The organism is Pseudomonas sp. LPH60 (assembly GCF_030718165.1).
In the GTDB taxonomy this organism is placed as follows: domain Bacteria; phylum Pseudomonadota; class Gammaproteobacteria; order Pseudomonadales; family Pseudomonadaceae; genus Aquipseudomonas; species Aquipseudomonas danubii.
The window spans coordinates 337237-362094 of sequence record NZ_JAVAJH010000008.1 but is presented as its reverse complement, the minus strand read 5'-3'; the positions used below and the strand labels follow the sequence as shown (position 1 = coordinate 362094).

At 55.1% G+C, this 24858-nt stretch carries 25 protein-coding genes and 4 tRNA genes; all 29 read left to right on the top strand.

Going from position 1 to position 24858, the window contains the following annotated elements; genetic code table 11:
- The first annotated feature begins 109 nt into the window (after window positions 1-109).
- The 29 genes from birA (at window position 110) to rpmC (ending at window position 24858) form a co-directional block, all read left to right on the top strand.
- Entirely contained in the window at window positions 110-1072 is a 963-nt protein-coding gene (gene birA, locus Q8O96_RS26960; RefSeq protein ID WP_305949744.1) for a bifunctional biotin--[acetyl-CoA-carboxylase] ligase/biotin operon repressor BirA, read from the top strand.
- A gap of 163 nt (window positions 1073-1235) precedes the next feature.
- On the top strand, window positions 1236-1682 hold the full coding sequence (locus tag Q8O96_RS26955) for a hypothetical protein (RefSeq protein WP_305949743.1): 447 nt from the start codon (window positions 1236-1238) through the stop codon (window positions 1680-1682).
- Between the two features lie 142 nt (window positions 1683-1824).
- Window positions 1825-1909, top strand: a tRNA-Tyr gene (locus Q8O96_RS26950).
- 24 nt (window positions 1910-1933) lie between these two features.
- Window positions 1934-2007 (top strand) — tRNA-Gly (locus tag Q8O96_RS26945).
- A 26-nt stretch (window positions 2008-2033) separates the two neighbouring features.
- Window positions 2034-2109 (top strand) — tRNA-Thr (locus Q8O96_RS26940).
- Between the two features lie 84 nt (window positions 2110-2193).
- Window positions 2194-3387 (top strand): elongation factor Tu, encoded by a 1194-nt coding sequence (tuf, locus tag Q8O96_RS26935; protein ID WP_060841339.1) that lies wholly within the window; start codon window positions 2194-2196, stop codon window positions 3385-3387.
- A gap of 54 nt (window positions 3388-3441) precedes the next feature.
- Window positions 3442-3517, top strand: a tRNA-Trp gene (locus Q8O96_RS26930).
- Window positions 3518-3562: 45 nt separating this feature from the next.
- Window positions 3563-3931, top strand: coding sequence for a preprotein translocase subunit SecE (secE, locus tag Q8O96_RS26925; RefSeq protein WP_047306325.1), 369 nt, complete (start codon window positions 3563-3565; stop codon window positions 3929-3931).
- A 9-nt stretch (window positions 3932-3940) separates the two neighbouring features.
- Window positions 3941-4474 carry a transcription termination/antitermination protein NusG gene (gene nusG, locus Q8O96_RS26920; protein WP_010443972.1) on the top strand — a complete coding sequence of 178 codons (534 nt, stop codon included), beginning with the start codon at window positions 3941-3943 and terminating at the stop codon, window positions 4472-4474.
- 118 nt (window positions 4475-4592) lie between these two features.
- Window positions 4593-5024, top strand: coding sequence for a 50S ribosomal protein L11 (gene rplK / locus Q8O96_RS26915; protein WP_003176435.1), 432 nt, complete (start codon window positions 4593-4595; stop codon window positions 5022-5024).
- The gene (gene rplA, locus Q8O96_RS26910) at window positions 5024-5719 is read left to right on the top strand and encodes a 50S ribosomal protein L1 (RefSeq protein ID WP_011063782.1); all 696 of its coding nucleotides are present in this window, start codon (window positions 5024-5026) and stop codon (window positions 5717-5719) included. The genes rplK and rplA overlap by 1 nt, the downstream gene beginning before the upstream one ends.
- 199 nt (window positions 5720-5918) lie before the next feature.
- Window positions 5919-6419 (top strand): 50S ribosomal protein L10, encoded by a 501-nt coding sequence (gene rplJ / locus Q8O96_RS26905; protein WP_016968679.1) that lies wholly within the window; start codon window positions 5919-5921, stop codon window positions 6417-6419.
- 80 nt (window positions 6420-6499) lie between these two features.
- Window positions 6500-6865, top strand: coding sequence for a 50S ribosomal protein L7/L12 (rplL, locus tag Q8O96_RS26900; protein WP_011063780.1), 366 nt, complete (start codon window positions 6500-6502; stop codon window positions 6863-6865).
- Window positions 6866-7086: 221 nt separating this feature from the next.
- Window positions 7087-11160: a DNA-directed RNA polymerase subunit beta gene (gene rpoB / locus Q8O96_RS26895; protein ID WP_016968678.1), complete on the top strand. Its 4074-nt coding sequence runs from the start codon at window positions 7087-7089 to the stop codon at window positions 11158-11160.
- 64 nt (window positions 11161-11224) lie between these two features.
- On the top strand, window positions 11225-15424 hold the full coding sequence (gene rpoC, locus Q8O96_RS26890) for a DNA-directed RNA polymerase subunit beta' (RefSeq protein WP_102865259.1): 4200 nt from the start codon (window positions 11225-11227) through the stop codon (window positions 15422-15424).
- 201 nt (window positions 15425-15625) lie between these two features.
- Window positions 15626-15997, top strand: a complete 372-nt coding sequence (rpsL, locus tag Q8O96_RS26885) for a 30S ribosomal protein S12 (RefSeq protein ID WP_003186084.1) — start codon at window positions 15626-15628, stop codon at window positions 15995-15997.
- Window positions 15998-16108: 111 nt separating this feature from the next.
- Window positions 16109-16579 carry a 30S ribosomal protein S7 gene (gene rpsG, locus Q8O96_RS26880; protein WP_007925959.1) on the top strand — a complete coding sequence of 157 codons (471 nt, stop codon included), beginning with the start codon at window positions 16109-16111 and terminating at the stop codon, window positions 16577-16579.
- Window positions 16580-16609: 30 nt separating this feature from the next.
- Entirely contained in the window at window positions 16610-18757 is a 2148-nt protein-coding gene (fusA, locus tag Q8O96_RS26875) for an elongation factor G (RefSeq protein ID WP_102865260.1), read from the top strand.
- Between the two features lie 34 nt (window positions 18758-18791).
- The gene (gene tuf / locus Q8O96_RS26870) at window positions 18792-19985 is read left to right on the top strand and encodes an elongation factor Tu (RefSeq protein ID WP_060841339.1); all 1194 of its coding nucleotides are present in this window, start codon (window positions 18792-18794) and stop codon (window positions 19983-19985) included.
- Between the two features lie 140 nt (window positions 19986-20125).
- Window positions 20126-20437 (top strand): 30S ribosomal protein S10, encoded by a 312-nt coding sequence (gene rpsJ, locus Q8O96_RS26865; RefSeq protein WP_003186070.1) that lies wholly within the window; start codon window positions 20126-20128, stop codon window positions 20435-20437.
- Window positions 20438-20517: 80 nt separating this feature from the next.
- Window positions 20518-21153 carry a 50S ribosomal protein L3 gene (gene rplC, locus Q8O96_RS26860; protein WP_007924205.1) on the top strand — a complete coding sequence of 212 codons (636 nt, stop codon included), beginning with the start codon at window positions 20518-20520 and terminating at the stop codon, window positions 21151-21153.
- Window positions 21154-21165: 12 nt separating this feature from the next.
- A complete protein-coding gene (rplD, locus tag Q8O96_RS26855) occupies window positions 21166-21768 on the top strand; it encodes a 50S ribosomal protein L4 (RefSeq protein WP_007924200.1) in 603 nt (200 codons plus the stop codon).
- The gene (gene rplW, locus Q8O96_RS26850) at window positions 21765-22064 is read left to right on the top strand and encodes a 50S ribosomal protein L23 (protein ID WP_002555488.1); all 300 of its coding nucleotides are present in this window, start codon (window positions 21765-21767) and stop codon (window positions 22062-22064) included. Before rplD ends, rplW begins: the two co-directional genes overlap by 4 nt.
- 14 nt (window positions 22065-22078) lie before the next feature.
- A complete protein-coding gene (rplB, locus tag Q8O96_RS26845) occupies window positions 22079-22903 on the top strand; it encodes a 50S ribosomal protein L2 (protein ID WP_011063775.1) in 825 nt (274 codons plus the stop codon).
- Between the two features lie 16 nt (window positions 22904-22919).
- A complete protein-coding gene (rpsS, locus tag Q8O96_RS26840; RefSeq protein ID WP_002555486.1) occupies window positions 22920-23195 on the top strand; it encodes a 30S ribosomal protein S19 in 276 nt (91 codons plus the stop codon).
- A gap of 13 nt (window positions 23196-23208) precedes the next feature.
- The gene (rplV, locus tag Q8O96_RS26835; RefSeq protein WP_003103908.1) at window positions 23209-23541 is read left to right on the top strand and encodes a 50S ribosomal protein L22; all 333 of its coding nucleotides are present in this window, start codon (window positions 23209-23211) and stop codon (window positions 23539-23541) included.
- A 13-nt stretch (window positions 23542-23554) separates the two neighbouring features.
- Window positions 23555-24241: a 30S ribosomal protein S3 gene (gene rpsC / locus Q8O96_RS26830; RefSeq protein ID WP_007924192.1), complete on the top strand. Its 687-nt coding sequence runs from the start codon at window positions 23555-23557 to the stop codon at window positions 24239-24241.
- Window positions 24242-24253: 12 nt separating this feature from the next.
- A complete protein-coding gene (rplP, locus tag Q8O96_RS26825) occupies window positions 24254-24667 on the top strand; it encodes a 50S ribosomal protein L16 (RefSeq protein WP_003228729.1) in 414 nt (137 codons plus the stop codon).
- The gene (gene rpmC, locus Q8O96_RS26820) at window positions 24667-24858 is read left to right on the top strand and encodes a 50S ribosomal protein L29 (protein WP_002555481.1); all 192 of its coding nucleotides are present in this window, start codon (window positions 24667-24669) and stop codon (window positions 24856-24858) included. Before rplP ends, rpmC begins: the two co-directional genes overlap by 1 nt.

Sequence of the window (24858 nt, the reverse complement as noted above, 5' to 3'; positions counted from 1 at the left end):
GTGGATTTGATTTTTATCTGCCCGATCGACCTGCTCGCCAAGTGGTGCTTTCTATGCAATGGTTTTGGGCATGGCTATCATGCCGGGCTCATTGTGAGGCGGATACTGCATGTCGACGTTGTTAGAGCTTCTAAAGGATGGGCGATTTCACTCGGGCCAGGCGCTCGGAGAGGTGCTGGGTGTTAGTCGTAGTGCCATATGGAAGCAGTTACAGCTTCTTGAGGCGGAATTGGGGCTTGTCATCCATAAGGTACGAGGTCGTGGATATCAGTTGGCCACTCCAATCACTTTGTTGAGCAGTGCGGAGATAAGTCGGTGCTCTTCTCCCAGCAGTGCTTGGGACGTTCGAATTTTTGATTCTATCGACTCCACAAATGCTGAGGCACTGCGATCCATCGAGGGGGGGGCTGTGGCTCCTTTTCTGGTGCTAGCTGAGCGTCAGACCTCAGGGCGTGGCCGGCGTGGACGCAAGTGGATAAGTCCTTTTGCCGAGAATATCTATTACAGCTTGGTCTTGCGCATAGATGGAGGTCTCCGGCAATTGGAGGGTCTCAGTCTGGTCGTAGGGTTGGCGGTTATGCATACCCTTCGTGAGTATGGAATCCCAAGTGCGGGTTTGAAGTGGCCAAACGATGTTTTGGTTGGTCAGAAGAAGGTCGCGGGAATACTTTTGGAGCTGGTGGGCGATCCTGCGGACGTGTGTCATGTGGTCCTGGGGGTTGGGATTAATGTGAATATGCAGAGCGCTGAGGGGGTCGATCAGGAGTGGACCTCGATAAGGTTGGAGTCTGGCCAGGTCACTGATCGCAATCAGCTGGTTGCTCGATTGAGTGAGACCCTTGTGGCTTATCTGGAGCGTCATCGGCTGGATGGTTTCTCCGCTATCCAGGGCGAATGGGAGCAAGGTCATCTCTGGCAGGGGCGTGAGGTGTCTCTGATTGCGGGGGTCAATAAGATCGATGGTGTCGTGCTGGGTATTGATCGCCAAGGGGCGTTGCGGTTGAGCGTTGAAGGTGAAGAGAAAACTTATAGCGGTGGGGAGCTCAGTCTAAGGTTGCGTGATGATCCTTGAGTTTGGCTGCGAAACGCCATGAAATGTGCCTGCGCTACCTTAGGCTAATAGGTGGGGAGGCTTGTATAGCTGCTCTGGGCGTTGTGTTGGTTTCGCAGGATCAGTTTGTTCGTGATTTGTTTTTTCGAGTTGACTAAGGCTTGTCTTTCGTCTCGAGGTATTTATGCGCTGGCTGTTTCTGTTGTTACTGGTCCTCAATGGTTTCTATTACATCTGGCACCAGCAAGAAGCACCTCTTCGTGCGAAAGAGGTTATGCCTCTCTCGCTCTATCGAGGCTCTCAGCAAGATATTCGCTTGTTGAGTGAGTCTGCAGATTCGGTCGAGCGGAGGGATAAGGGGAGGGTTGGAGAGGTTGATGCAAGCTGTCTCTATCTGGGGGGCTTTGCTCGTCGAGATATGGCTCAGATGCTTGAGCTGCGGCTTATAGGGCTGGGGGCGGATGTCAGGCTACTGTCCTTGAGTGTTCCTGGATCTTCTGGTTTCTGGTTGCGTGTGGCCCCTGAGAGCAAGCATTTGCTGGATGATCTACAGCTGCAGAACCTTGCTAAGGAATTCAATGAGTTAAAACATAAAATAATGCCTTGTGAGGGGCTTGCAACTGTCGAATAGGTTGCATAGAATGGCGCCCGCTCCGCAGTGAAGACCTTTTTAGGTTAAAGCAGCAGAGCTAAGTCAACGCAGCTAACCTCAAGATTTTATTGAGAAAATGCTTGACAGAAAGGTAGCGTAGTATAAAATGCTGCCTCGCTTAGGAGGGGTTCCCGAGCGGCCAAAGGGATCAGACTGTAAATCTGACGTCTACGACTTCGAAGGTTCGAATCCTTCCCCCTCCACCAGATTTAGCGAGAGCTGCAGGCTCCGCGGGTATAGTTTAGTGGTAGAACCTCAGCCTTCCAAGCTGATGATGCGGGTTCGATTCCCGCTACCCGCTCCAGGTTTGCAGATTTTGCAAAGTGTTACGCTCTTGTAGCTCAGTTGGTAGAGCACACCCTTGGTAAGGGTGAGGTCAGCGGTTCAAATCCGCTCAAGAGCTCCATATAACAAGGCAGATATGAAAATATCTGCCTTTGTTTTAATGGCTTGTGTGACTTGCTCAATTCTTCTCCTAGGGGTGATTTCGATGGCTAAGGAAAAGTTCGAACGTAATAAGCCGCACGTTAACGTGGGTACTATCGGTCACGTTGACCACGGTAAGACCACTCTGACTGCTGCTCTGACTCGCGTTTGTTCCGAGGTTTTCGGTTCGGCTCGTGTTGACTTCGACAAGATCGACAGTGCCCCAGAAGAAAAGGCTCGTGGTATCACCATCAACACTGCACACGTAGAGTACGATTCGCACATTCGTCACTACGCGCACGTTGACTGCCCAGGTCACGCCGACTACGTCAAAAACATGATCACCGGTGCTGCCCAGATGGACGGCGCGATCCTGGTTTGCTCGGCTGCCGATGGTCCGATGCCACAAACTCGTGAGCACATCCTGCTGTCCCGTCAGGTAGGCGTTCCGTACATCGTTGTCTTCCTGAACAAGGCTGACATGGTTGACGACGCTGAGCTGCTGGAACTGGTTGAGATGGAAGTGCGCGATCTGCTGAGCACTTACGACTTCCCAGGTGATGACACTCCGATCATCATCGGTTCGGCTCTGATGGCCCTGAACGGCCAAGACGACAACGAAATGGGTACCACCGCTGTTAAGCGTCTGGTAGAAACTCTGGACACTTACATCCCAGAGCCAGAGCGTGCAATCGACAAGCCGTTCCTGATGCCAATCGAGGACGTATTCTCGATCTCCGGTCGTGGCACCGTGGTAACTGGTCGTGTTGAGCGTGGCATCGTTCGCATCCAGGAAGAAGTTGAGATCGTTGGTCTGCGCGATACTCAGAAGACTACCTGCACCGGCGTTGAAATGTTCCGCAAGCTGCTCGACGAAGGTCGTGCTGGCGAGAACTGCGGCGTTCTGCTGCGTGGTACCAAGCGTGACGACGTTGAGCGTGGCCAGGTTCTGGTTAAGCCAGGTACCGTTAAGCCGCACACCAAGTTCACCGCTGAAGTTTATGTTCTGAGCAAGGAAGAAGGCGGCCGTCATACTCCGTTCTTCAAAGGCTACCGTCCACAGTTTTACTTCCGTACTACTGACGTGACTGGTAACTGCGAGCTGCCAGAAGGCGTTGAAATGGTAATGCCAGGTGACAACATCCAGATGACTGTCACTCTGATCAAAACAATCGCGATGGAAGATGGTCTGCGTTTCGCTATCCGTGAAGGCGGTCGTACCGTCGGCGCCGGCGTCGTGGCCAAAGTCATCGAATAAGCTCTTGAAATATCTCCATCGGGCCGACATAATGGTCGGCCTGATTTTGTTTTTAGGTCAGTAGCTCAATTGGCAGAGCGACGGTCTCCAAAACCGTAGGTTGGGGGTTCGATTCCCTCCTGACCTGCCAGATTCACTCAATGTGTCTGGCTTTCTTTTCACAGGATCTTCATAGATGACTCCTAAGGCTGAAGCTCAAGGCTCTCGCTTCGATCTGCTCAAGTGGCTCGTTGTGGTTGCTTTGGTGATTGTTGGTGTTGTTGGCAATCAGTACTATTCTGCTTCGCCGATCCTGTATCGCGTATTGGCGCTGCTTGCCATTGCCGCAGTTGCTGCCTTCATTGGTCTGCAAACTGCCAAGGGCAAGTCGTTCTTCGTGTTGGTTAAGGAAGCGCGCACTGAGATTCGTAAAGTCGTATGGCCAACTCGCCAAGAGACCACGCAGACCACGCTTATTGTAGTGGCTGTGGTTCTGGTTATGGCGTTGCTGTTGTGGGGGCTAGATTCCCTGCTTGGCTGGCTTGTTTCCTTGATTGTTGGCTAAGGGTGTCCCGTGGCTAAGCGTTGGTACGTTGTGCATGCTTACTCGGGTTACGAGAAGCATGTAATGCGCTCGTTGATCGAGCGTGTAAAGCTGGCTGGCATGGAAGATGGCTTCGGCGAGATTCTGGTCCCCACTGAAGAAGTGGTTGAGATGCGCAATGGCCAGAAGCGCAAAAGCGAGCGCAAGTTCTTTCCAGGCTATGTGCTGGTTCAAATGGACATGAATGAGGGTACTTGGCACTTGGTCAAGGACACCCCTCGTGTCATGGGTTTCATTGGTGGTACTGCTGATAAGCCAGCGCCTATCACTGATAAAGAGGCGGAAGCAATTCTGCGTCGCGTTGCTGATGGCAGCGATAAGCCCAAGCCTAAGACGCTGTTCGAGCCAGGTGAAGTGGTCCGTGTTACTGACGGCCCGTTCGCAGACTTTAACGGTACGGTCGAAGAAGTTAACTACGAAAAGAGCCGGATCCAAGTGGCGGTGCTCATTTTCGGTCGCTCTACTCCGGTAGAGCTAGAGTTCAGTCAGGTCGAGAAGGTCTAACTGGACGAGAATCCCATACCCCGCAGCCTTAGGCTGTGGGGTTTTTTCGTCACTGGGATAAACGCGCAAGTAACCGGGGAGCCTTTCTAGGCGTCTGAACCCGTAATTGGAGTGCCTCATGGCTAAGAAGATTACTGCTTACATCAAGCTGCAAGTTAAGGCCGCTCAGGCCAACCCAAGCCCGCCCGTTGGTCCAGCTCTGGGTCAGCACGGCGTGAACATCATGGAGTTCTGCAAGGCTTTCAACGCCCGTACTCAGGGTCTTGAACCAGGTCTGCCGACTCCTGTGATCATCACTGTTTACAGTGACCGCAGCTTCACTTTCGAAACTAAGAGCACCCCTGCTTCGGTTCTGCTGAAGAAAGCTGCTGGCCTGACCAGCGGTTCCGCTCGTCCGAACACCGTTAAGGTTGGCACTGTTACCCGTGCTCAGCTGGAAGAAATCGCGAAAACCAAAAACGCGGATCTGACTGCAGCTGATATGGATGCAGCCGTGCGTACTATCGCCGGTTCTGCTCGTAGCATGGGCCTTAACGTGGAGGGTGTGTAATGGCTAAGCTGACCAAGCGCCAAAAGGCTATCGCCGGCAAGATTGAAGCAGGCAAGGCCTACAACTTCGTAGAAGCCGCCGCTCTCCTGACCGAGCTGTCGACCGTTAAGTTCAGCGAGTCCGTAGACGTAGCTGTGAACCTGGGTGTAGACCCACGTAAATCTGACCAGGTTGTTCGTAGCGCTACCGTGCTGCCACACGGCACTGGCAAGACTGTACGTGTTGCTGTGTTTACTCAGGGTCCAGCTGCTGAAGCTGCTCTGGCTGCCGGTGCAGACCGCGTAGGTATGGATGATCTGGCTGCCGAAATGAAAGGCGGCGACCTGAACTATGACGTAGTTATTGCTTCTCCGGATGCAATGCGCGTTGTAGGTCAGCTGGGTCAGGTTCTGGGTCCTCGTGGCCTGATGCCTAACCCGAAAGTCGGCACTGTAACCCCAGACGTGGCCTCGGCAGTTAAGAACGCCAAGGCTGGTCAGGTTCGCTACCGCACCGACAAAAACGGCATTATCCACACCTCCGTTGGCAAGGTCGGCTTCGACGCCGTCAAGCTGAAGGAAAACGTTGAAGCCCTGATCGCTGACCTGAAGCGTATCAAGCCAGCTTCTTCGAAAGGTATCTACGTCAAGCGCGTTACCCTGAGCACCACCATGGGTCCAGGTCTGGTCATCGACCAAGGCTCGCTGGACGTATAAGACACAGGCTGGCACAAGCGATTGCGCCAGTTGAAAAAATTGGGGTCCCTGCCTGGCGGGGGCTATCCAAGACCGTAGGCGACGCAAGTCTTAAACCTCAAGCCTACGCAGATGGTGCTCCCGGTTCCTTACCGAATCAGACACCAAAACGACATCCAGCCCAGGTTGGATGAAACGGTAACAAGCAGGAGTTAAACCCGTGGCAATTAAACTCGAAGACAAGAAGGCCATCGTCGCTGAAGTCAACGAGGCTGCCAAAGTCGCTCTGTCTGCTGTTGTGGCTGATGCCCGCGGTGTGACAGTAGGCGCAATGACCGGACTCCGTAAAGAGGCCCGCGAAGCTGGTGTTTACGTGCGTGTTGTACGTAACACCCTGCTCAAGCGCGCTGTTGAAGGCACTCAATATGACGTGCTCAACGACGCGTTCGTCGGCCCTACCCTGATTGCATTCTCCAAGGAACATCCGGGCGCTGCTGCTCGTATTTTCAAAGAGTTCGCAAAGGGTCAGGACAAGTTCGAGATCAAGGCAGCTGCGTTCGAGGGCAAGTACCTCGCAGCAAACGAGATCGACGTGTTGGCTTCGCTGCCAACTCGCGACGAAGCTATTGCGAAGCTGATGAGCGTGATTCAAGGCGCTACCAGCAAGCTGGCTCGTACTCTGGCGGCTATTCGCGACCAGAAAGAAGCTGCTGCTGCCTAAGGCACCGCAAGCCCTTTCAAAATCATATGTTTAATTTGATGGCTGCGTAGGCTGTCACCCCAATACAGGAATTTATAGTCATGTCTCTGACTAACGAGCAAATCATCGAAGCAATCGGCCAGAAAACCGTTCTGGAAGTTGTTGAGCTGATCAAAGCAATGGAAGAAACCTTCGGCGTTACCGCTGCTGTTGCCGCTGCTGGCCCAGCTGCAGCTGCCGCTGTTGTTGAAGAGCAAACTGAATTCAACGTCATGCTGACCGAAGCTGGCGAGAAGAAAGTTAACGTGATCAAGGCTGTACGTGAGCTGACCGGTCTGGGCCTGAAAGAAGCCAAGGCTGTAGTTGACGGCGCTCCTGCCATGGTTCTGGAAGCTGTTGCTAAAGAAGCAGCTGACAAAGCCAAAGCAGCTCTGGAAGAAGCAGGCGCTAAAGTCGAGCTCAAGTAAGCATCGACTTTGTGTCTCCAGCCCAAGCGTTAAGCGAACGGCTGATGGCTGGTGGCTTTTGCCACCGGCCTTTTTCCGTTATTGGCGACCGACTGGGTCGGTGCCTTTAACGTGCTGTAACCCACCCTGTGCGGTGGCGCAAACCAAAGGGTTTGCACGATTTTCTGGCTGCTCCCGTCGGGAGGAGCCGAATAAGCAGGTGACCAAGCTGGGGAACGCTGATGGCTTACTCATATACTGAGAAAAAACGTATCCGCAAGGACTTTAGCAAGTTGCCGGACGTCATGGATGTGCCGTACCTCCTGGCCATCCAGCTGGATTCGTATCGTGAATTCTTGCAAGCGGGAGCGACTAAAGATCAGTTCCGCGACGTGGGCCTGCATGCGGCCTTCAAATCCGTTTTCCCGATCATCAGCTACTCCGGCAATGCTGCGTTGGAGTATGTCGGTTATCGCCTGGGCGAACCGGCGTTTGATGTTAAAGAATGCGTGTTGCGTGGTGTGACTTACGCCGTACCTTTGCGGGTAAAAGTTCGTCTGATCATTTTCGACAAAGAATCGTCGAACAAAGCGATCAAGGACATCAAAGAGCAAGAAGTCTACATGGGTGAAATCCCCCTGATGACTGAGAACGGTACCTTCGTAATCAACGGTACCGAGCGTGTAATCGTTTCCCAGCTGCACCGTTCCCCTGGCGTATTCTTCGACCACGACCGTGGCAAGACGCACAGCTCCGGTAAGCTGCTGTACTCCGCGCGGATCATTCCTTACCGCGGTTCGTGGCTGGACTTCGAGTTCGACCCGAAAGACTGCGTGTTCGTCCGTATCGACCGTCGCCGCAAGCTGCCTGCGTCGGTTCTGCTGCGCGCGCTGGGTTACACCACTGAAGAAGTGCTGGATGCTTTCTACACCACCAACGTATTCCACGTGAAAGGCGAGAGCCTGAGCCTGGAGCTGGTGCCTCAGCGCCTGCGTGGTGAAATTGCCGTTCTGGACATCCAGGATGACAAGGGCAAGGTTATTGTCGAGCAGGGTCGTCGTATCACCGCTCGCCACATCAACCAGCTGGAAAAAGCCGGTATCAAAGAGCTGGATGTACCTCTGGACTACGTCCTGGGGCGTACCACCGCCAAGGCGATCGTGCACCCGGCTACCGGTGAAATCCTGGCAGAGTGCAACACCGAGCTGAATACCGAGATCCTGGCAAAAATCGCCAAGGCCCAGGTTGTTCGCATCGAAACGCTGTACACCAACGACATCGACTGTGGTCCGTTCGTTTCTGACACTCTGAAGATCGACTCCACCAGCAACCAATTGGAAGCGCTGGTCGAGATCTATCGCATGATGCGTCCTGGCGAGCCGCCAACCAAAGATGCTGCCGAGACTCTGTTCAACAACCTGTTCTTCAGCCCTGAGCGCTATGACCTCTCCGCCGTTGGCCGGATGAAGTTCAACCGTCGTATCGGTCGTACCGAGATCGAAGGTTCGGGCGTCCTGTGCAAAGAGGACATCGTTGCCGTACTGAAGACTCTGGTCGACATCCGTAACGGTAAAGGCATCGTCGACGACATCGACCACCTGGGTAACCGTCGTGTTCGTTGCGTAGGCGAAATGGCCGAGAACCAGTTCCGCGTTGGTCTGGTGCGTGTAGAGCGTGCGGTCAAAGAGCGTCTGTCGATGGCCGAAAGCGAAGGCCTGATGCCGCAAGACTTGATCAATGCCAAGCCAGTGGCTGCGGCAGTGAAAGAGTTCTTCGGTTCCAGCCAGCTGTCGCAGTTCATGGACCAGAACAACCCGCTCTCCGAGATCACCCACAAGCGTCGTGTCTCCGCACTCGGCCCAGGTGGTCTGACCCGTGAGCGTGCAGGCTTCGAAGTTCGTGACGTGCACCCGACTCACTACGGTCGTGTATGCCCGATCGAAACGCCGGAAGGTCCGAACATCGGCCTGATCAACTCCCTGGCGGCCTATGCGCGCACCAACCAGTACGGCTTCCTCGAGAGCCCGTACCGTGTGGTGAAAGACGCCCTGGTCACTGACGAGATCGTGTTCCTGTCCGCCATCGAAGAGGCCGATCACGTGATCGCCCAGGCTTCGGCGACCATGAACGACAAAGGTCAGCTGATCGATGAGCTGGTGGCTGTTCGTCACTTGAACGAATTTACCGTCAAGGCGCCGGAAGACGTCACTTTGATGGACGTTTCGCCGAAGCAGGTAGTTTCGGTTGCAGCGTCGCTGATTCCGTTCCTCGAGCACGACGACGCCAACCGTGCGTTGATGGGTTCCAACATGCAGCGTCAGGCTGTACCGACCCTGCGTGCTGATAAGCCGCTGGTAGGTACCGGCATGGAGCGCAACGTTGCCCGTGACTCCGGCGTTTGTGTCGTGGCTCGCCGTGGCGGCGTGATCGACTCGGTCGATGCCAGTCGTATCGTGGTTCGTGTTGCGGATGACGAAGTTGAGACCGGCGAAGCCGGTGTTGATATCTACAACCTGACCAAGTACACCCGCTCCAACCAGAACACCTGCATCAACCAGCGTCCGCTGGTGAGAAAGGGTGATCGGGTTCAGCGCAGCGACATCATGGCCGACGGCCCGTCCACCGATATGGGTGAGCTGGCTCTGGGTCAGAACATGCGTATCGCGTTCATGGCATGGAACGGCTTCAACTTCGAAGACTCCATCTGCCTGTCCGAGCGTGTGGTTCAGGAAGACCGCTTCACCACGATCCACATCCAGGAACTGACCTGTGTGGCCCGTGACACCAAGCTTGGCCCAGAGGAAATCACTGCGGACATCCCGAACGTGGGTGAGGCTGCACTGAACAAGCTGGACGAAGCCGGTATCGTTTATGTAGGTGCTGAAGTTGGCGCAGGCGACATCCTGGTCGGTAAGGTCACTCCGAAAGGCGAGACTCAGCTGACTCCGGAAGAGAAACTGCTGCGCGCGATCTTCGGTGAAAAAGCCAGCGACGTTAAAGACACGTCCCTGCGTGTGCCTACTGGTACCAAAGGTACTGTCATTGACGTACAGGTCTTCACTCGTGACGGCGTTGAGCGTGATGCTCGTGCACTGTCCATCGAGAAGAGCCAGCTCGACGAGATCCGTAAGGATCTGAACGAAGAGTTCCGCATCGTTGAAGGCGCAACCTTCGAGCGTCTGCGCTCCGCTCTGGTCGGCCATAAAGCCGAAGGCGGCGCCGGTCTGAAGAAAGGTCAGGAAATCACCGACGAAGTTCTCGACGGTCTTGAGCATGGCCAGTGGTTCAAACTGCGCATGGCTGAAGATGCTCTGAACGAGCAGCTCGAGAAGGCTCAGGCCTACATCGTTGATCGCCGCCGTCTGCTGGACGACAAGTTCGAAGACAAGAAGCGCAAACTGCAGCAGGGCGATGACCTGGCTCCAGGCGTGCTGAAAATCGTCAAGGTCTACCTGGCAATCCGTCGTCGCATTCAGCCGGGCGACAAGATGGCCGGTCGTCACGGTAACAAGGGTGTGGTCTCCGTGATCATGCCGGTTGAAGACATGCCGCACGATGCCAATGGCACCCCGGTCGACGTGGTCCTCAACCCGCTGGGCGTACCTTCGCGTATGAACGTTGGTCAGATTCTCGAAACTCACCTGGGCCTCGCGGCCAAGGGTCTGGGCGAGAAGATCAACCGCATGGTTGAAGAGCAGCGTAAGGTGGCAGAACTGCGCACCTTCCTGGATGAGATCTACAACCAGATCGGTGGTCGTAACGAAGACCTGGACAGCTTCTCCGATCAGGAGATTCTGGATCTGGCGAACAACCTGCGCGGCGGTGTGCCTATGGCCACTCCGGTGTTCGACGGCGCCAAGGAAAGCGAAATCAAGGCGATGCTTAAACTGGCGGACCTGCCAGAGAGCGGCCAGATGCAGCTGACCGACGGCCGTACCGGCAACAAGTTCGAGCGTCCAGTTACCGTTGGCTACATGTACATGCTGAAACTGAACCACTTGGTAGACGACAAGATGCACGCTCGTTCTACCGGTTCGTACAGCCTGGTTACCCAGCAGCCGCTGGGTGGTAAGGCGCAGTTCGGTGGTCAGCGTTTCGGGGAGATGGAGGTCTGGGCACTGGAAGCATACGGTGCTGCATACACTCTGCAAGAAATGCTCACAGTGAAGTCGGACGATGTGAACGGTCGTACCAAGATGTACAAAAACATCGTGGACGGCGATCACCGTATGGAGCCGGGCATGCCCGAGTCCTTCAACGTGTTGATCAAAGAAATTCGTTCCCTCGGCATCGATATCGATCTGGAAACCGAATAACACGTGACGCGAATCGAGAGCGGGGCAGGATTGCCCGCTCTCTGCTCCGCCAGGAGGAAAGGCCTTGAAAGACCTACTGAATTTGCTGAAAAACCAGGGTCAAGTCGAAGAGTTCGACGCCATCCGTATTGGATTGGCCTCGCCTGAGATGATCCGTTCTTGGTCGTTCGGCGAAGTTAAAAAGCCGGAAACCATCAACTACCGTACGTTCAAGCCTGAGCGTGACGGCCTGTTCTGCGCCAAGATCTTTGGCCCGGTAAAGGATTACGAGTGCCTGTGCGGTAAGTACAAGCGCTTGAAGCATCGCGGCGTGATCTGCGAGAAGTGCGGCGTTGAAGTTGCACTGGCCAAGGTTCGTCGTGAGCGCATGGCGCACATCGAACTGGCTTCGCCGGTTGCCCACATCTGGTTCCTGAAATCGCTGCCGTCCCGCATCGGCCTGCTGATGGACATGACCCTGCGTGATATCGAGCGCGTTCTCTACTTCGAGAGCTACGTTGTTATCGATCCAGGCATGACCACCCTGGAAAAGGGTCAGTTGCTGAACGACGAGCAGTACTTCGAAGCGCTGGAAGAGTTCGGTGATGACTTCGACGCCCGCATGGGTGCCGAGGCTGTCCGCGAGCTGCTGCACGCTATCGACCTGGAGCACGAGATTGGCCGTCTGCGTGAAGAGATTCCGCAAACCAACTCCGAAACCAAGATCAAGAAGCTGTCCAAGCGTCTGAAGTTGATGGAAGCCTTCCAGGGTTCCGGCAACCTGCCAGAGTGGATGGTGTTGACCGTTCTGCCGGTTCTGCCGCCAGATCTGCGTCCACTGGTTCCGCTGGATGGCGGTCGCTTTGCGACTTCCGACCTCAACGACCTGTATCGTCGAGTGATCAACCGTAACAACCGCTTGAAGCGCCTGCTTGATCTGTCCGCTCCGGACATCATCGTGCGCAACGAAAAGCGTATGTTGCAGGAAGCTGTCGATGCACTGCTCGACAACGGCCGTCGTGGCCGTGCTATCACCGGTTCCAACAAGCGTCCTCTGAAATCCCTGGCTGACATGATCAAGGGTAAGCAAGGTCGTTTCCGTCAGAACTTGCTCGGTAAGCGTGTTGACTACTCCGGTCGTTCGGTAATTACCGTAGGCCCGACCCTGCGTCTGCACCAGTGCGGTCTGCCGAAGAAGATGGCTCTCGAGCTGTTCAAGCCGTTCATTTTCGGCAAGCTGGAAATGCGTGGTCTCGCTACCACCATCAAAGCCGCCAAGAAGATGGTCGAGCGCGAGCTGCCGGAAGTTTGGGACGTTCTCGCTGAAGTGATTCGCGAACACCCAGTGCTGCTCAACCGTGCACCGACCCTTCACCGTCTGGGTATCCAGGCGTTTGAACCGGTACTGATCGAAGGTAAGGCTATCCAGCTGCACCCTCTGGTCTGTGCTGCGTACAACGCCGACTTCGACGGCGACCAAATGGCCGTGCACGTACCGCTGACGCTGGAAGCCCAGCTGGAAGCGCGTGCGTTGATGATGTCGACCAACAACATTCTGTCGCCAGCCAACGGTGAGCCAATCATCGTTCCGTCGCAGGACGTTGTATTGGGTCTGTACTACATGACCCGTGAAGCGATCAACGCCAAGGGCGAAGGTCGTGTGTTCGCCGACCTGCAGGAAGTCGACCGCGTATTCCGCGCCGGCGAAGCAGCCCTGCACGCCAAGATCAAGGTTCGTATCAACGAAACCGTTAACGATCGTGATGGCGGCAGCGTCAGCGCTACCCGTATCGTCGACACCACTGTCGGCCGTGCGCTGCTGTTCCAGGTTGTGCCGAAAGGTCTGTCGTTCGACGTCGTCAACCTGCCGATGAAGAAGAAGGCGATCTCCAAGCTGATCAACCAGTGCTACCGCGTGGTAGGTCTGAAAGAGACCGTAATCTTCGCTGACCAGTTGATGTACACCGGTTTCGCGTACTCGACCATTTCCGGCGTTTCCATCGGTGTTAACGACTTCGTTATCCCGGATGAAAAAGCCCGCATCATCGGTGCTGCCACCGACGAAGTGAAAGAAATCGAGAGCCAGTACGCCTCCGGCCTGGTAACCCAGGGCGAGAAGTACAACAAGGTGATCGACCTTTGGTCGAAAGCCAACGACGAAGTATCCAAGGCGATGATGGCCAATCTCTCGAAAGAGAAAGTCATCGACCGCAATGGCGACGAAGTCGAGCAAGAATCGTTCAACTCGATGTACATGATGGCTGACTCGGGTGCGCGGGGTTCCGCTGCACAGATCCGCCAGCTGGCCGGTATGCGTGGTCTGATGGCCAAGCCGGACGGCTCCATCATCGAAACGCCGATTACTGCGAACTTCCGTGAAGGTCTGAGCGTACTCCAGTACTTCATCTCGACTCACGGTGCTCGTAAAGGTCTGGCGGATACCGCGTTGAAAACTGCGAACTCCGGTTACCTGACTCGTCGTCTGGTAGACGTGGCGCAGGATCTGGTTGTAACCGAGATCGATTGCGGCACCGAACACGGCCTGCTGATGACTCCGCACATTGAAGGCGGTGACGTTGTAGAGCCGCTGGGTGAGCGCGTATTGGGTCGTGTTATCGCCCGTGACGTATTCAAGCCGGGTACCGAGGACGTCATCGTTCCTGCTGGCACTCTGGTAGACGAGAAGTGGGTTGAGTTCATCGAGCTGAACAGCATCGACGAAGTGATCGTGCGCTCGCCGATCAGTTGCGAAACCCGCTACGGCATCTGTGCCAAGTGCTACGGTCGTGACTTGGCTCGCGGCCACCTGGTGAACATTGGTGAAGCGGTAGGCGTAATTGCTGCCCAGTCCATCGGTGAGCCGGGTACCCAGCTGACCATGCGTACGTTCCACATCGGTGGTGCGGCAAGCCGGACCTCGGCAGCGGACAGCGTACAGGTGAAGAATGGCGGTACCGTCCGTCTGCATAACCTGAAGCATGTTGAGCGTGTTGACGGTCACCTGGTAGCTGTATCCCGTTCTGGCGAGCTGGCAATTGCCGACGACTTCGGTCGTGAGCGCGAGCGCTACAAGCTGCCTTACGGTGCTGTGATTTCGGTGAAGGAAGGCGATAAGGTCGACGCTGGTGCCATCGTGGCCAAGTGGGATCCGCACACTCACCCAATCGTTACCGAAATGAAAGGTACCGTGACCTACGTGGGCATGGAAGAAGGCATCACGATCAAGCGTCAGACTGACGAATTGACCGGTATGACCAACATTGAAGTACTTGACGTCAAAGACCGTCCAGCTGCCGGTAAGGACATTCGTCCAGCGGTGAAGATGGTGGGTATGGATGGCAAGGATCTGCTGCTGCCAGGTACTGACGTACCGGCCCAGTACTTCCTGCCGGCTAACGCACTTGTAGGTGTTGCTGACGGTGCGCAGATTGCGATCGGTGATGTTATCGCTCGTATTCCGCAAGAGACTTCGAAGACCCGTGACATCACCGGTGGTCTGCCGCGTGTTGCCGACTTGTTCGAAGCTCGTCGTCCGAAAGAGGCCTCGATTCTGGCTGAAGTCAGCGGCACCATCGCGTTCGGTAAAGAGACCAAAGGCAAGCGCCGCCTGGTCATTACCCCGAACGACGGTAGCGATCCGTATGAGGAGCTGATTCCGAAGTGGCGTCACCTGAACGTCTTCGAAGGCGAACAAGTGAACCGCGGCGAAGTTATCTCCGACGGCCCGAGCGATCCACACGACATCCTGCGTCTGCTGGGTGTAAGTGCGCTGGCCAAGTACATCGTCAACGAGATCCAGGACGTTTACCGTCTGCAAGGCGTGAAGATCAACGATAAGCACATCGAGACCATCCTGCGTCAGATGTTGCGTAAGGTTGAGATTGCCGAGTCTGGCGACTCCAGCTTCATCAAGGGCGACCAGATGGAACTGACTCACGTACTGGTAGAAAACGAGCGTCTGAGCGCTGAAGACAAGTTCATCTCCAAGTTCACCCGCGTGTTGCTGGGTATTACTAAGGCGTCCTTGTCCACTGAGTCGTTCATCTCGGCGGCCTCTTTCCAAGAGACCACTCGTGTACTGACCGAAGCGGCAGTGACCGGCAAGCGTGACTACCTGCGCGGCCTGAAGGAAAACGTGGTTGTGGGTCGTCTGATCCCGGCTGGTACCGGCCTGGCTTACCACAGCGAGCGCAAGCGTCGTCGTGATGCAGACAAGCCTCTGCGCGTAAGCGCGAGCGAAGTCGAAGCAGCACTGACTGAAGCGCTGAACTCCAGCGGTAACTGAGGTCTGCAATAGATTGAGATGGGGCCCCGGTTTTTCCGATTGAGAATCGAGACACTTTTTGTCGAGGTTCGCTGATCGGGGAGCCCGGGGCCTTGCCTTGACTGGGGGCAAGATCCTCTTTAGACTCTTGTACCCCTAAATTTGGTGGAGCTTGTGCTCTGCCATTTTGTTTATGTCGAAAGACAACAGTGGAGCTAGTAGATGGCAACTATCAACCAGCTGGTACGTCAGCCGCGTAAGCGTATCGTCGAGAAATCCGACGTGCCTGCGCTGCAGAACTGCCCGCAACGTCGTGGCGTGTGCACTCGCGTGTATACCACTACGCCGAAAAAACCTAACTCGGCACTGCGTAAAGTATGCCGTGTGCGTCTGACCAACGGTTTCGAGGTTTCCTCGTATATCGGTGGTGAGGGCCACAACCTGCAAGAGCACAGCGTCGTACTGATTCGTGGCGGCCGTGTAAAAGACTTGCCAGGTGTTCGTTACCACACCGTTCGCGGCTCCCTGGATACCTCCGGCGTTAAAGGTCGTAACCAAGGTCGTTCGAAGTACGGTACCAAGCGTCCGAAGTAATCGGCCGTTTTGCAGTTTTTAATTATATTGAGTCGATAAGAGTAAGGTCGGGCACGCGTCCATTGGATCAACTGTCCCGAGCTAACCTGAAGACCGTTTGAGGGCTTATCAATGCCAAGACGTCGCGTAGCAGCCAAACGTGAGATTCTGGACGATCCGAAATACGGAAGCCAGATCCTCGCCAAGTTCATGAACCACGTAATGGAAAGCGGTAAGAAAGCCGTTGCCGAGCGTATCGTTTATGGCGCGCTGGAAAAAGTTAAAGAGCGCAAGAACAGCGATCCCCTGGAAATCTTCGAGAAAGCTCTCGACGCCATCGCTCCGCTGGTCGAAGTGAAGTCGCGCCGTGTAGGCGGTGCTACTTACCAGGTTCCGGTCGAAGTTCGTCCGTCCCGTCGTAACGCTCTGGCAATGCGCTGGTTGGTAGACTTCGCCCGCAAGCGCGGCGAGAAGTCTATGGCTCTGCGTTTGGCTGGCGAACTGCTGGACGCTGCCGAAGGCAAAGGTGCTGCAGTTAAGAAGCGTGAAGACGTTCACCGTATGGCTGAAGCCAACAAGGCTTTCTCGCACTACCGCTTCTAATCTCAGCATCATTCATTTTGCGAGGGCTTTATGGCTCGTACTACAGCAATCAACCGCTACCGTAACATCGGTATCTGTGCCCACGTTGACGCGGGCAAGACTACCACTACCGAGCGGATCCTGTTTTACACAGGTCTCAGCCATAAGATGGGTGAGGTGCATGACGGCGCTGCTACCACCGACTGGATGGTGCAGGAGCAGGAGCGGGGTATTACCATTACCTCCGCTGCTGTAACTACTTTCTGGAAAGGTTCGCGCGGCCAATACGATAACTATCGTGTAAACGTTATCGATACCCCTGGCCACGTAGACTTCACCATCGAAGTAGAGCGTTCGCTGCGCGTACTCGACGGCGCGGTCGTTGTGTTCTGCGGTACTTCCGGTGTTGAGCCTCAGTCTGAAACCGTATGGCGTCAAGCCAACAAGTACGGCGTTCCACGTGTTGTTTACGTGAACAAGATGGACCGTGCCGGCGCTAACTTCCTGCGTGTTGTTGGTCAGATCAAAAACCGCCTGGGTCACACCCCGGTTCCGGTTCAGCTGGCTATCGGCGCTGAAGATAACTTCGAAGGTCAGGTTGATCTGATCAAGATGAAGGCTATCTACTGGAACGACGACGACAAGGGTACTACCTATCGCGAGGAAGAAATTCCTGCCGATATGCTGGACCTGGCTAACGAGTGGCGCTCCAACATGGTTGAAGCCGCTGCTGAAGCCAACGAAGAGTTGATGAACAAGTACCTTGAAGAAGGTGACCTGACTCCAGAAGAGATCAAGGCTGGTCTGCGTGCGCGCACCCTGGCTAGCGAAATCGTTCCGGCTGTCTGCGGCTCTTCGTTCAAGAACAAGGGTGTTCCCCTGGTTCTCGACGCCGTTATCGACTTCCTGCCTGCTCCTACCGAGATCCCGGCGATCAAAGGTATCCATCCGGATCTCATCGAGAAGCCGAAGGATGAGCTGGTAGAGGCGGATTACGACGAGCGTCACGCTGATGATGCTGAACCGTTCTCGGCTCTGGCATTCAAGATCGCTACCGACCCGTTCGTTGGTACTCTGACTTTCGTGCGCGTTTACTCGGGCTTCCTGAGCTCGGGCGACTCCGTGATCAACTCGGTCAAGGGCAAGAAAGAGCGCGTTGGTCGTATGGTGCAGATGCACGCCAACCAGCGTGAAGAGATCAAGGAAGTACGTGCAGGCGATATCGCTGCCCTGATCGGCATGAAGGACGTCACCACTGGTGACACTCTGTGCGATCTCGACAAGCAGATCATTCTTGAGCGTATGGACTTCCCTGAGCCTGTGATTTCGGTAGCGGTAGAGCCGAAAACCAAGCAGGACCAGGAAAAGATGGGTATTGCACTGGGCAAGCTGGCTCAGGAAGACCCGTCGTTCCGCGTCAAGACCGACGAAGAGACCGGTCAGACCATCATTTCCGGTATGGGTGAGCTGCACCTGGACATCCTCGTTGATCGCATGAAGCGCGAGTTCAACGTCGAAGCCAACATCGGCAAGCCGCAGGTTTCGTACCGCGAGAAGATCAGCAAGAGCAACGTCGAGATCGAAGGCAAGTTCGTTCGTCAATCCGGCGGTCGCGGTCAGTTCGGTCACTGCTGGATCCGTTTCTCGGAGCCGGACGTCGATGCGAACGGCAACATCACCGAAGGTCTGGTCTTCACCAACGAAGTTGTTGGTGGTGTGGTTCCTAAGGAATACATCCCGGCTATCCAGAAGGGTATCGAAGAGCAGATGAAGAACGGCGTCGTTGCCGGTTATCCGCTGATCGGCCTGAAGGCTACCGTGTTCGATGGTTCCTACCACGACGTCGACTCCAACGAGATGGCGTTCAAGGTGGCGGCCTCCATGGCGACCAAGCAGCTGGCCCAAAAGGGTGGCGGCGTTGTGCTCGAGCCGATCATGAAGGTTGAAGTAGTAACCCCAGAGGACTACATGGGTGACGTGATGGGTGACCTGAACCGTCGTCGTGGTCTGATTCAGGGTATGGATGACTCGGTGTCCGGCAAGGTTATCCGTGCTGAAGTTCCACTGGGTGAAATGTTCGGTTATGCAACTGACGTTCGTTCCATGTCTCAGGGTCGCGCGAGCTACTCCATGGAATTCTCCAAATACGCCGAAGCTCCGTCGAACATCGTCGAAGCTCTCGTTAAAAAACAAGGCTGATTCAGTCTCCCCTTTAGGCTAGGAGTTAATTGTCGTGGCTAAAGAAAAATTTGAACGTAACAAACCGCACGTCAACGTTGGCACTATCGGTCACGTTGACCACGGTAAAACCACTCTGACTGCTGCTCTGACTCGCGTTTGCTCCGAAGTTTTCGGTTCGGCTCGTGTTGACTTCGACAAGATCGACAGCGCTCCAGAAGAAAAAGCTCGTGGTATCACCATCAACACTGCACACGTAGAGTACGATTCGCACATTCGTCACTACGCGCACGTTGACTGCCCAGGTCACGCCGACTACGTCAAAAACATGATCACCGGTGCTGCCCAGATGGACGGCGCGATCCTGGTTTGCTCGGCTGCCGATGGTCCGATGCCACAAACTCGTGAGCACATCCTGCTGTCCCGTCAGGTAGGCGTTCCGTACATCGTTGTCTTCCTGAACAAGGCTGACATGGTTGACGACGCTGAGCTGCTGGAGCTGGTTGAGATGGAAGTGCGCGATCTGCTGAGCACTTACGACTTCCCAGGTGATGACACTCCGATCATCATCGGTTCGGCTCTGATGGCCCTGAACGGCCAAGACGACAACGAAATGGGTACCACCGCTGTTAAGCGTCTGGTAGAAACTCTGGACACTTACATCCCAGAGCCAGAGCGTGCAATCGACAAGCCGTTCCTGATGCCAATCGAAGACGTATTCTCGATCTCCGGTCGTGGCACCGTGGTAACTGGTCGTGTTGAGCGTGGCATCGTTCGCATCCAGGAAGAAGTTGAGATCGTTGGTCTGCGCGATACTCAGAAGACTACCTGCACCGGCGTTGAAATGTTCCGCAAGCTGCTCGACGAAGGTCGTGCTGGCGAGAACTGCGGCGTTCTGCTGCGTGGTACCAAGCGTGACGACGTTGAGCGTGGTCAGGTTCTGGTTAAGCCAGGCACCGTTAAGCCGCACACCAAGTTCACCGCTGAAGTTTATGTTCTGAGCAAGGAAGAAGGCGGCCGTCATACTCCGTTCTTCAAAGGCTACCGTCCACAGTTCTACTTCCGTACTACTGACGTGACTGGTAACTGCGAGCTGCCAGAAGGCGTTGAAATGGTAATGCCAGGTGACAACATCCAGATGACTGTCACTCTGATCAAAACCATCGCGATGGAAGATGGTCTGCGTTTCGCTATCCGTGAAGGCGGTCGTACCGTCGGCGCCGGCGTCGTAGCCAAAGTTATCGAGTAATCGACGACTCATGAAGAAGCCCCCGCTTGCGGGGGCTTTTTTATTGGGTTGACACTCTGTGGGGCCGTCTATAGAATTGCGCCTCCTTTTAACGGGCGTATTGCGCCCGGTGGGAATAGCAGCCTGGAGTCTGAAATCCAATGCAAAATCAGCAAATCCGTATCAGGTTGAAGGCTTTCGACCATCGCCTGATCGACCAATCCACCCAGGAAATCGTGGAAACCGCGAAACGTACTGGTGCTCAAGTGCGTGGTCCAATTCCACTGCCTACCCGTAAAGAGCGGTTCACCGTTCTGGTCTCCCCGCACGTCAACAAAGACGCGCGTGACCAGTACGAGATCCGTACTCATAAGCGCGTACTGGACATCGTCCAGCCAACGGATAAAACCGTTGATGCTCTTATGAAGCTTGATCTTGCGGCAGGTGTGGAAGTGCAGATCAGCCTCGGCTAAGACTCGGTCTTAGTCGTGTAACGCTCTGAAATGGGCGGCCATAGCGGGTGAAAGCCCCGTACACTCATGAGGTTTACAACATGACTATTGGTGTAGTCGGTCGTAAATGCGGTATGACCCGTATTTTCACCGAAGAAGGTGTCTCCATTCCGGTCACGGTCATTGAGATCGAGCCGAATCGCGTCACCCAGTTCAAAACTGAAGAAACCGATGGCTATCGTGCAGTGCAAGTCACTGTAGGTGAGCGTCGTGCTTCGCGCGTGACTGCTGCTCAAGCAGGTCACTTCGCTAAAGCGAACGTTGCTGCCGGTCGTGGCGTTTGGGAATTCCGTCTTGAAGAAGGCGAGTACCAAGCTGGCGATCTGATCAATGCAGAAATCTTCGCAGCTGGCCAACTGGTAGATGTTACCGGTCAGTCGAAAGGTAAAGGCTTCGCCGGTACCATCAAGCGTTGGAATTTCCGCGGTCAAGATAACACCCACGGTAACTCCGTTTCCCACCGCGTCCCGGGCTCTATTGGCCAGTGCCAGACTCCTGGTCGTGTATTCAAGGGCAAAAAAATGTCCGGTCATATGGGCGCTGAGCGCGTGACCGTGCAGTCCCTGGAAGTAGTGCGCGTCGACGCTGAACGCAATCTGTTGTTGGTCAAGGGTGCTGTTCCTGGCGCTACTGGCGGCAACCTGGTTGTACGTCCGGCGGCCAAGGCTCGCGGTTAAGGGGAAGCTGACATGCAATTAAATGTAAATGACGCTCAAGCGATCGAAGTTTCCGAACTGACATTTGGCGGCGAATTCAACGAGACGCTGGTTCACCAAGCAGTCGTGGCCTACATGGCTGGCGGCCGTCAAGGTAGCAAGCAGCAAAAGACCCGTTCCGACGTTTCCGGTGGCGGCAAGCGCCCATGGCGTCAGAAAGGTACTGGCCGTGCTCGTGCCGGTACTATCCGTAGCCCAATCTGGCGTGGCGGCGGTACCACTTTCGCAGCTCGTCCTCAGGATCACTCCCAGAAGCTGAACAAGAAGATGTATCGCGCAGCAATGCGTTCCATCCTTGCTGAGCTGGTGCGTACTGATCGTCTGGTCGTGGTTCAGGATTTCGCTGTTGAAACTCCGAAAACCAAAGATCTGCTGGGCAAACTGAACAACATGAGCCTGACCGACGTTCTGATCGTGTCGGACGCTGTTGATCAGAACCTGTACCTGGCTGCTCGTAACCTGCCACACGTTGATGTTCGTGACGTGCAAGGTTCCGATCCAGTTAGTCTGATCGCATACGACAAAGTGTTGATCACTGTGTCGGCCGTGAAGAAATTCGAGGAGCTGCTGGGATGAACCAGGAACGCGTATTTAAAGTTCTGCTTGGCCCGCACGTTTCCGAGAAGGCTACGGTTCTGGCAGACAAGAAAGGCCAGTTCGTTTTCAAGGTTGCTACTGACGCAACCAAGCTGGAAATCAAGAAGGCCGTCGAAAGCCTGTTCAGCGTGAAAGTGGAACGCGTTACTACCCTGAACGTTCTGGGTAAGAGCAAGCGTACCGCTCGCGGTCTGGGCAAGCGTAATGACTGGAAGAAGGCAGTTATCTCCCTTCAGCCAGGCCAAGATCTCGATTTCAGCAGCAGTGCTGAGTAAGGAAGGGGTGCATCATGGCAATCGTTAAATGCAAACCGACTTCCCCTGGCCGCCGTTTTGTGGTCAAGGTGGTCAACCAGGAGCTGCATAAAGGCGCTCCTCACGCACCGCTGCTCGAGAAGAAATCGAAGTCTGGTGGTCGTAACAACAATGGCCGCATTACCACTCGTCACGTTGGTGGTGGTCATAAGCAGCATTACCGTCTGGTCGACTTCCGTCGCAACGACAAAGATGGCATCGCTGCCACTGTCGAGCGTATCGAATACGATCCAAACCGTACTGCTCACATCGCTCTGCTGCTGTACGCAGATGGCGAGCGTCGCTACATCATCGCCCCTAAGGGCGTGAGCGCTGGCGACCAGCTGATCGCAGGTGCTCTGGCACCGATCAAGCCGGGCAACGCTCTGCAACTGCGCAACATTCCAGTTGGTAGCACCGTACACGGCATCGAACTGAAGCCAGGTAAAGGCGCGCAAATCGCTCGTTCGGCTGGTGCTTCGGCTCAGCTGGTCGCTCGTGAAGGCGTCTACGTGACCCTGCGTCTGCGTTCTGGTGAGATGCGTAAAGTGCTGGCTGAATGCCGTGCGACCCTGGGCGAAGTCTCGAACTCCGAGCACAGCCTGCGTTCGCTGGGTAAAGCTGGTGCCAAACGCTGGCGTGGCGTTCGCCCAACCGTTCGTGGTGTTGCCATGAACCCGGTTGACCACCCACATGGTGGTGGTGAAGGTCGTACCTCTGGTGGTCGTCATCCGGTATCGCCATGGGGCTTCCCGACTAAGGGCGCGAAGACTCGTGGTAATAAGCGTACCGACAAAATGATCGTCCGTCGTCGCAAGTAAATAGAGGGATACGACAGTGCCACGTTCTCTGAAAAAAGGTCCTTTTATTGATCTTCACCTACTGAAGAAGATCGAAGTGGCGGCGGAAAAGAACGATCGCAAACCAGTTAAGACCTGGTCGCGCCGTTCCATGATCCTGCCACAAATGGTCGGTCTGACCATCGCTGTGCATAACGGTCGTCAACATGTTCCAGTTCTCGTGAACGAAGACATGGTCGGCCACAAACTGGGCGAGTTCGCCGGTACCCGTACATATCGCGGGCACGTGGCTGACAAGAAAGCCAAGCGTTAAGGGGTAAGGAATGATGGAAGTAGCCGCTAAGTTGTCGGGCGCTCGAATCTCCGCCCAGAAAGCCCGCTTGGTCGCCGACCAGATCCGCGGGAAGAAGGTGGGCGAAGCGCTCAACCTGTTGGCTTTCAGCAGTAAGAAAGCCGCCGAGATCATGAAGAAAGTGCTGGAGTCGGCCGTAGCCAACGCCGAGCATAACGAAGGCGCAGACGTTGATGACCTGAAGGTCTCCACCGTTTTCGTCAACGAAGGGCGTTCGCTGAAGCGCATCATGCCACGTGCCAAAGGCCGTGCTGATCGCATCGTCAAGCGGTCTTGCCATATCACTGTCAAGGTTGCTGACAAGTAACGGAGTCGAAGAGATGGGTCAGAAAGTACATCCCATTGGCATTCGCCTGGGAATCGTCAAGGAGCACACCTCCGTCTGGTACGCAGACGGTCGGACTTATGCGGACTATTTGCTCGCAGATCTGAATGTGCGTGAGTATCTCCAAGACAAACTAAAAAGCGCGTCCGTAAGCCGTATCGATATCCATCGTCCGGCTCAAACTGCACGCATCACCATCCACACCGCTCGTCCCGGCATCGTGATCGGCAAGAAAGGTGAAGATGTTGAGAAGCTGCGTCAGGACCTGACCAAGCAAATGGGTGTGCCTGTGCACATCAATATCGAAGAGATCCGCAAGCCGGAGCTCGACGGTATGCTGGTTGCGCAGAGCGTAGCTCAGCAGCTGGAGCGTCGCGTAATGTTCCGTCGTGCTATGAAGCGCGCCGTACAGAACGCCATGCGCATTGGTGCCAAGGGCATCAAAATCCAAGTGAGCGGTCGTCTCGGCGGTGCTGAAATCGCACGTACTGAATGGTATCGCGAAGGTCGTGTGCCACTGCACACCCTGCGTGCCGATATCGACTATGCCACCTACGAAGCTCACACCACTTATGGTGTGATCGGTGTGAAGGTTTGGATCTTCAAAGGCGAAGTAATTGGTGGTCGCCAAGAAGAGCTGAAGCCGCAAGCACCTGCGCCTCGTAAAAAAGCTGCTAAGTAAGGGGTACGCCAAATGTTGCAACCAAAGCGTACGAAGTTCCGCAAGCAAATGACCGGCCACAACCGTGGTCTGGCATTGCGCGGTAGCAAAGTCAGCTTCGGCGAGTTCGCGCTGAAGTCTGTTGCTCGTGGTCGTCTCACCGCTCGTCAGATCGAGTCAGCGCGTCGTGCTCTGACCCGTCACGTAAAACGTGGTGGCAAGATCTGGATCCGTGTATTCCCGGACAAGCCTATTTCCAAGAAGCCACTCGAAGTTCGGATGGGTAAAGGTAAGGGTAACGTCGAATACTGGGTTGCCCAGATTCAGCCAGGCAAAGTCCTGTATGAAATCGAGGGTGTTTCTGAAGAGCTGGCGCGTGAGGCTTTCGCCCTGGCTGCTGCAAAGCTGCCGCTCGCCACCTCCTTTGTTAAGCGGACGGTGATGTGATGAAAGCGAATGAACTTCGTGAAAAATCCGCACAGCAGTTGAACGAGCAACTGCTCGGCCTGCTGCGCGACCAGTTCAATCTGCGTATGCAGAAAGCAACTGGCCAGTTGGGGCAGTCTCATCTGCTCTCGCAAGTTAAGCGTGACATCGCTCGCGTGAAGACTGTGCTCAACCAGCAGGCAGGTAAGTAA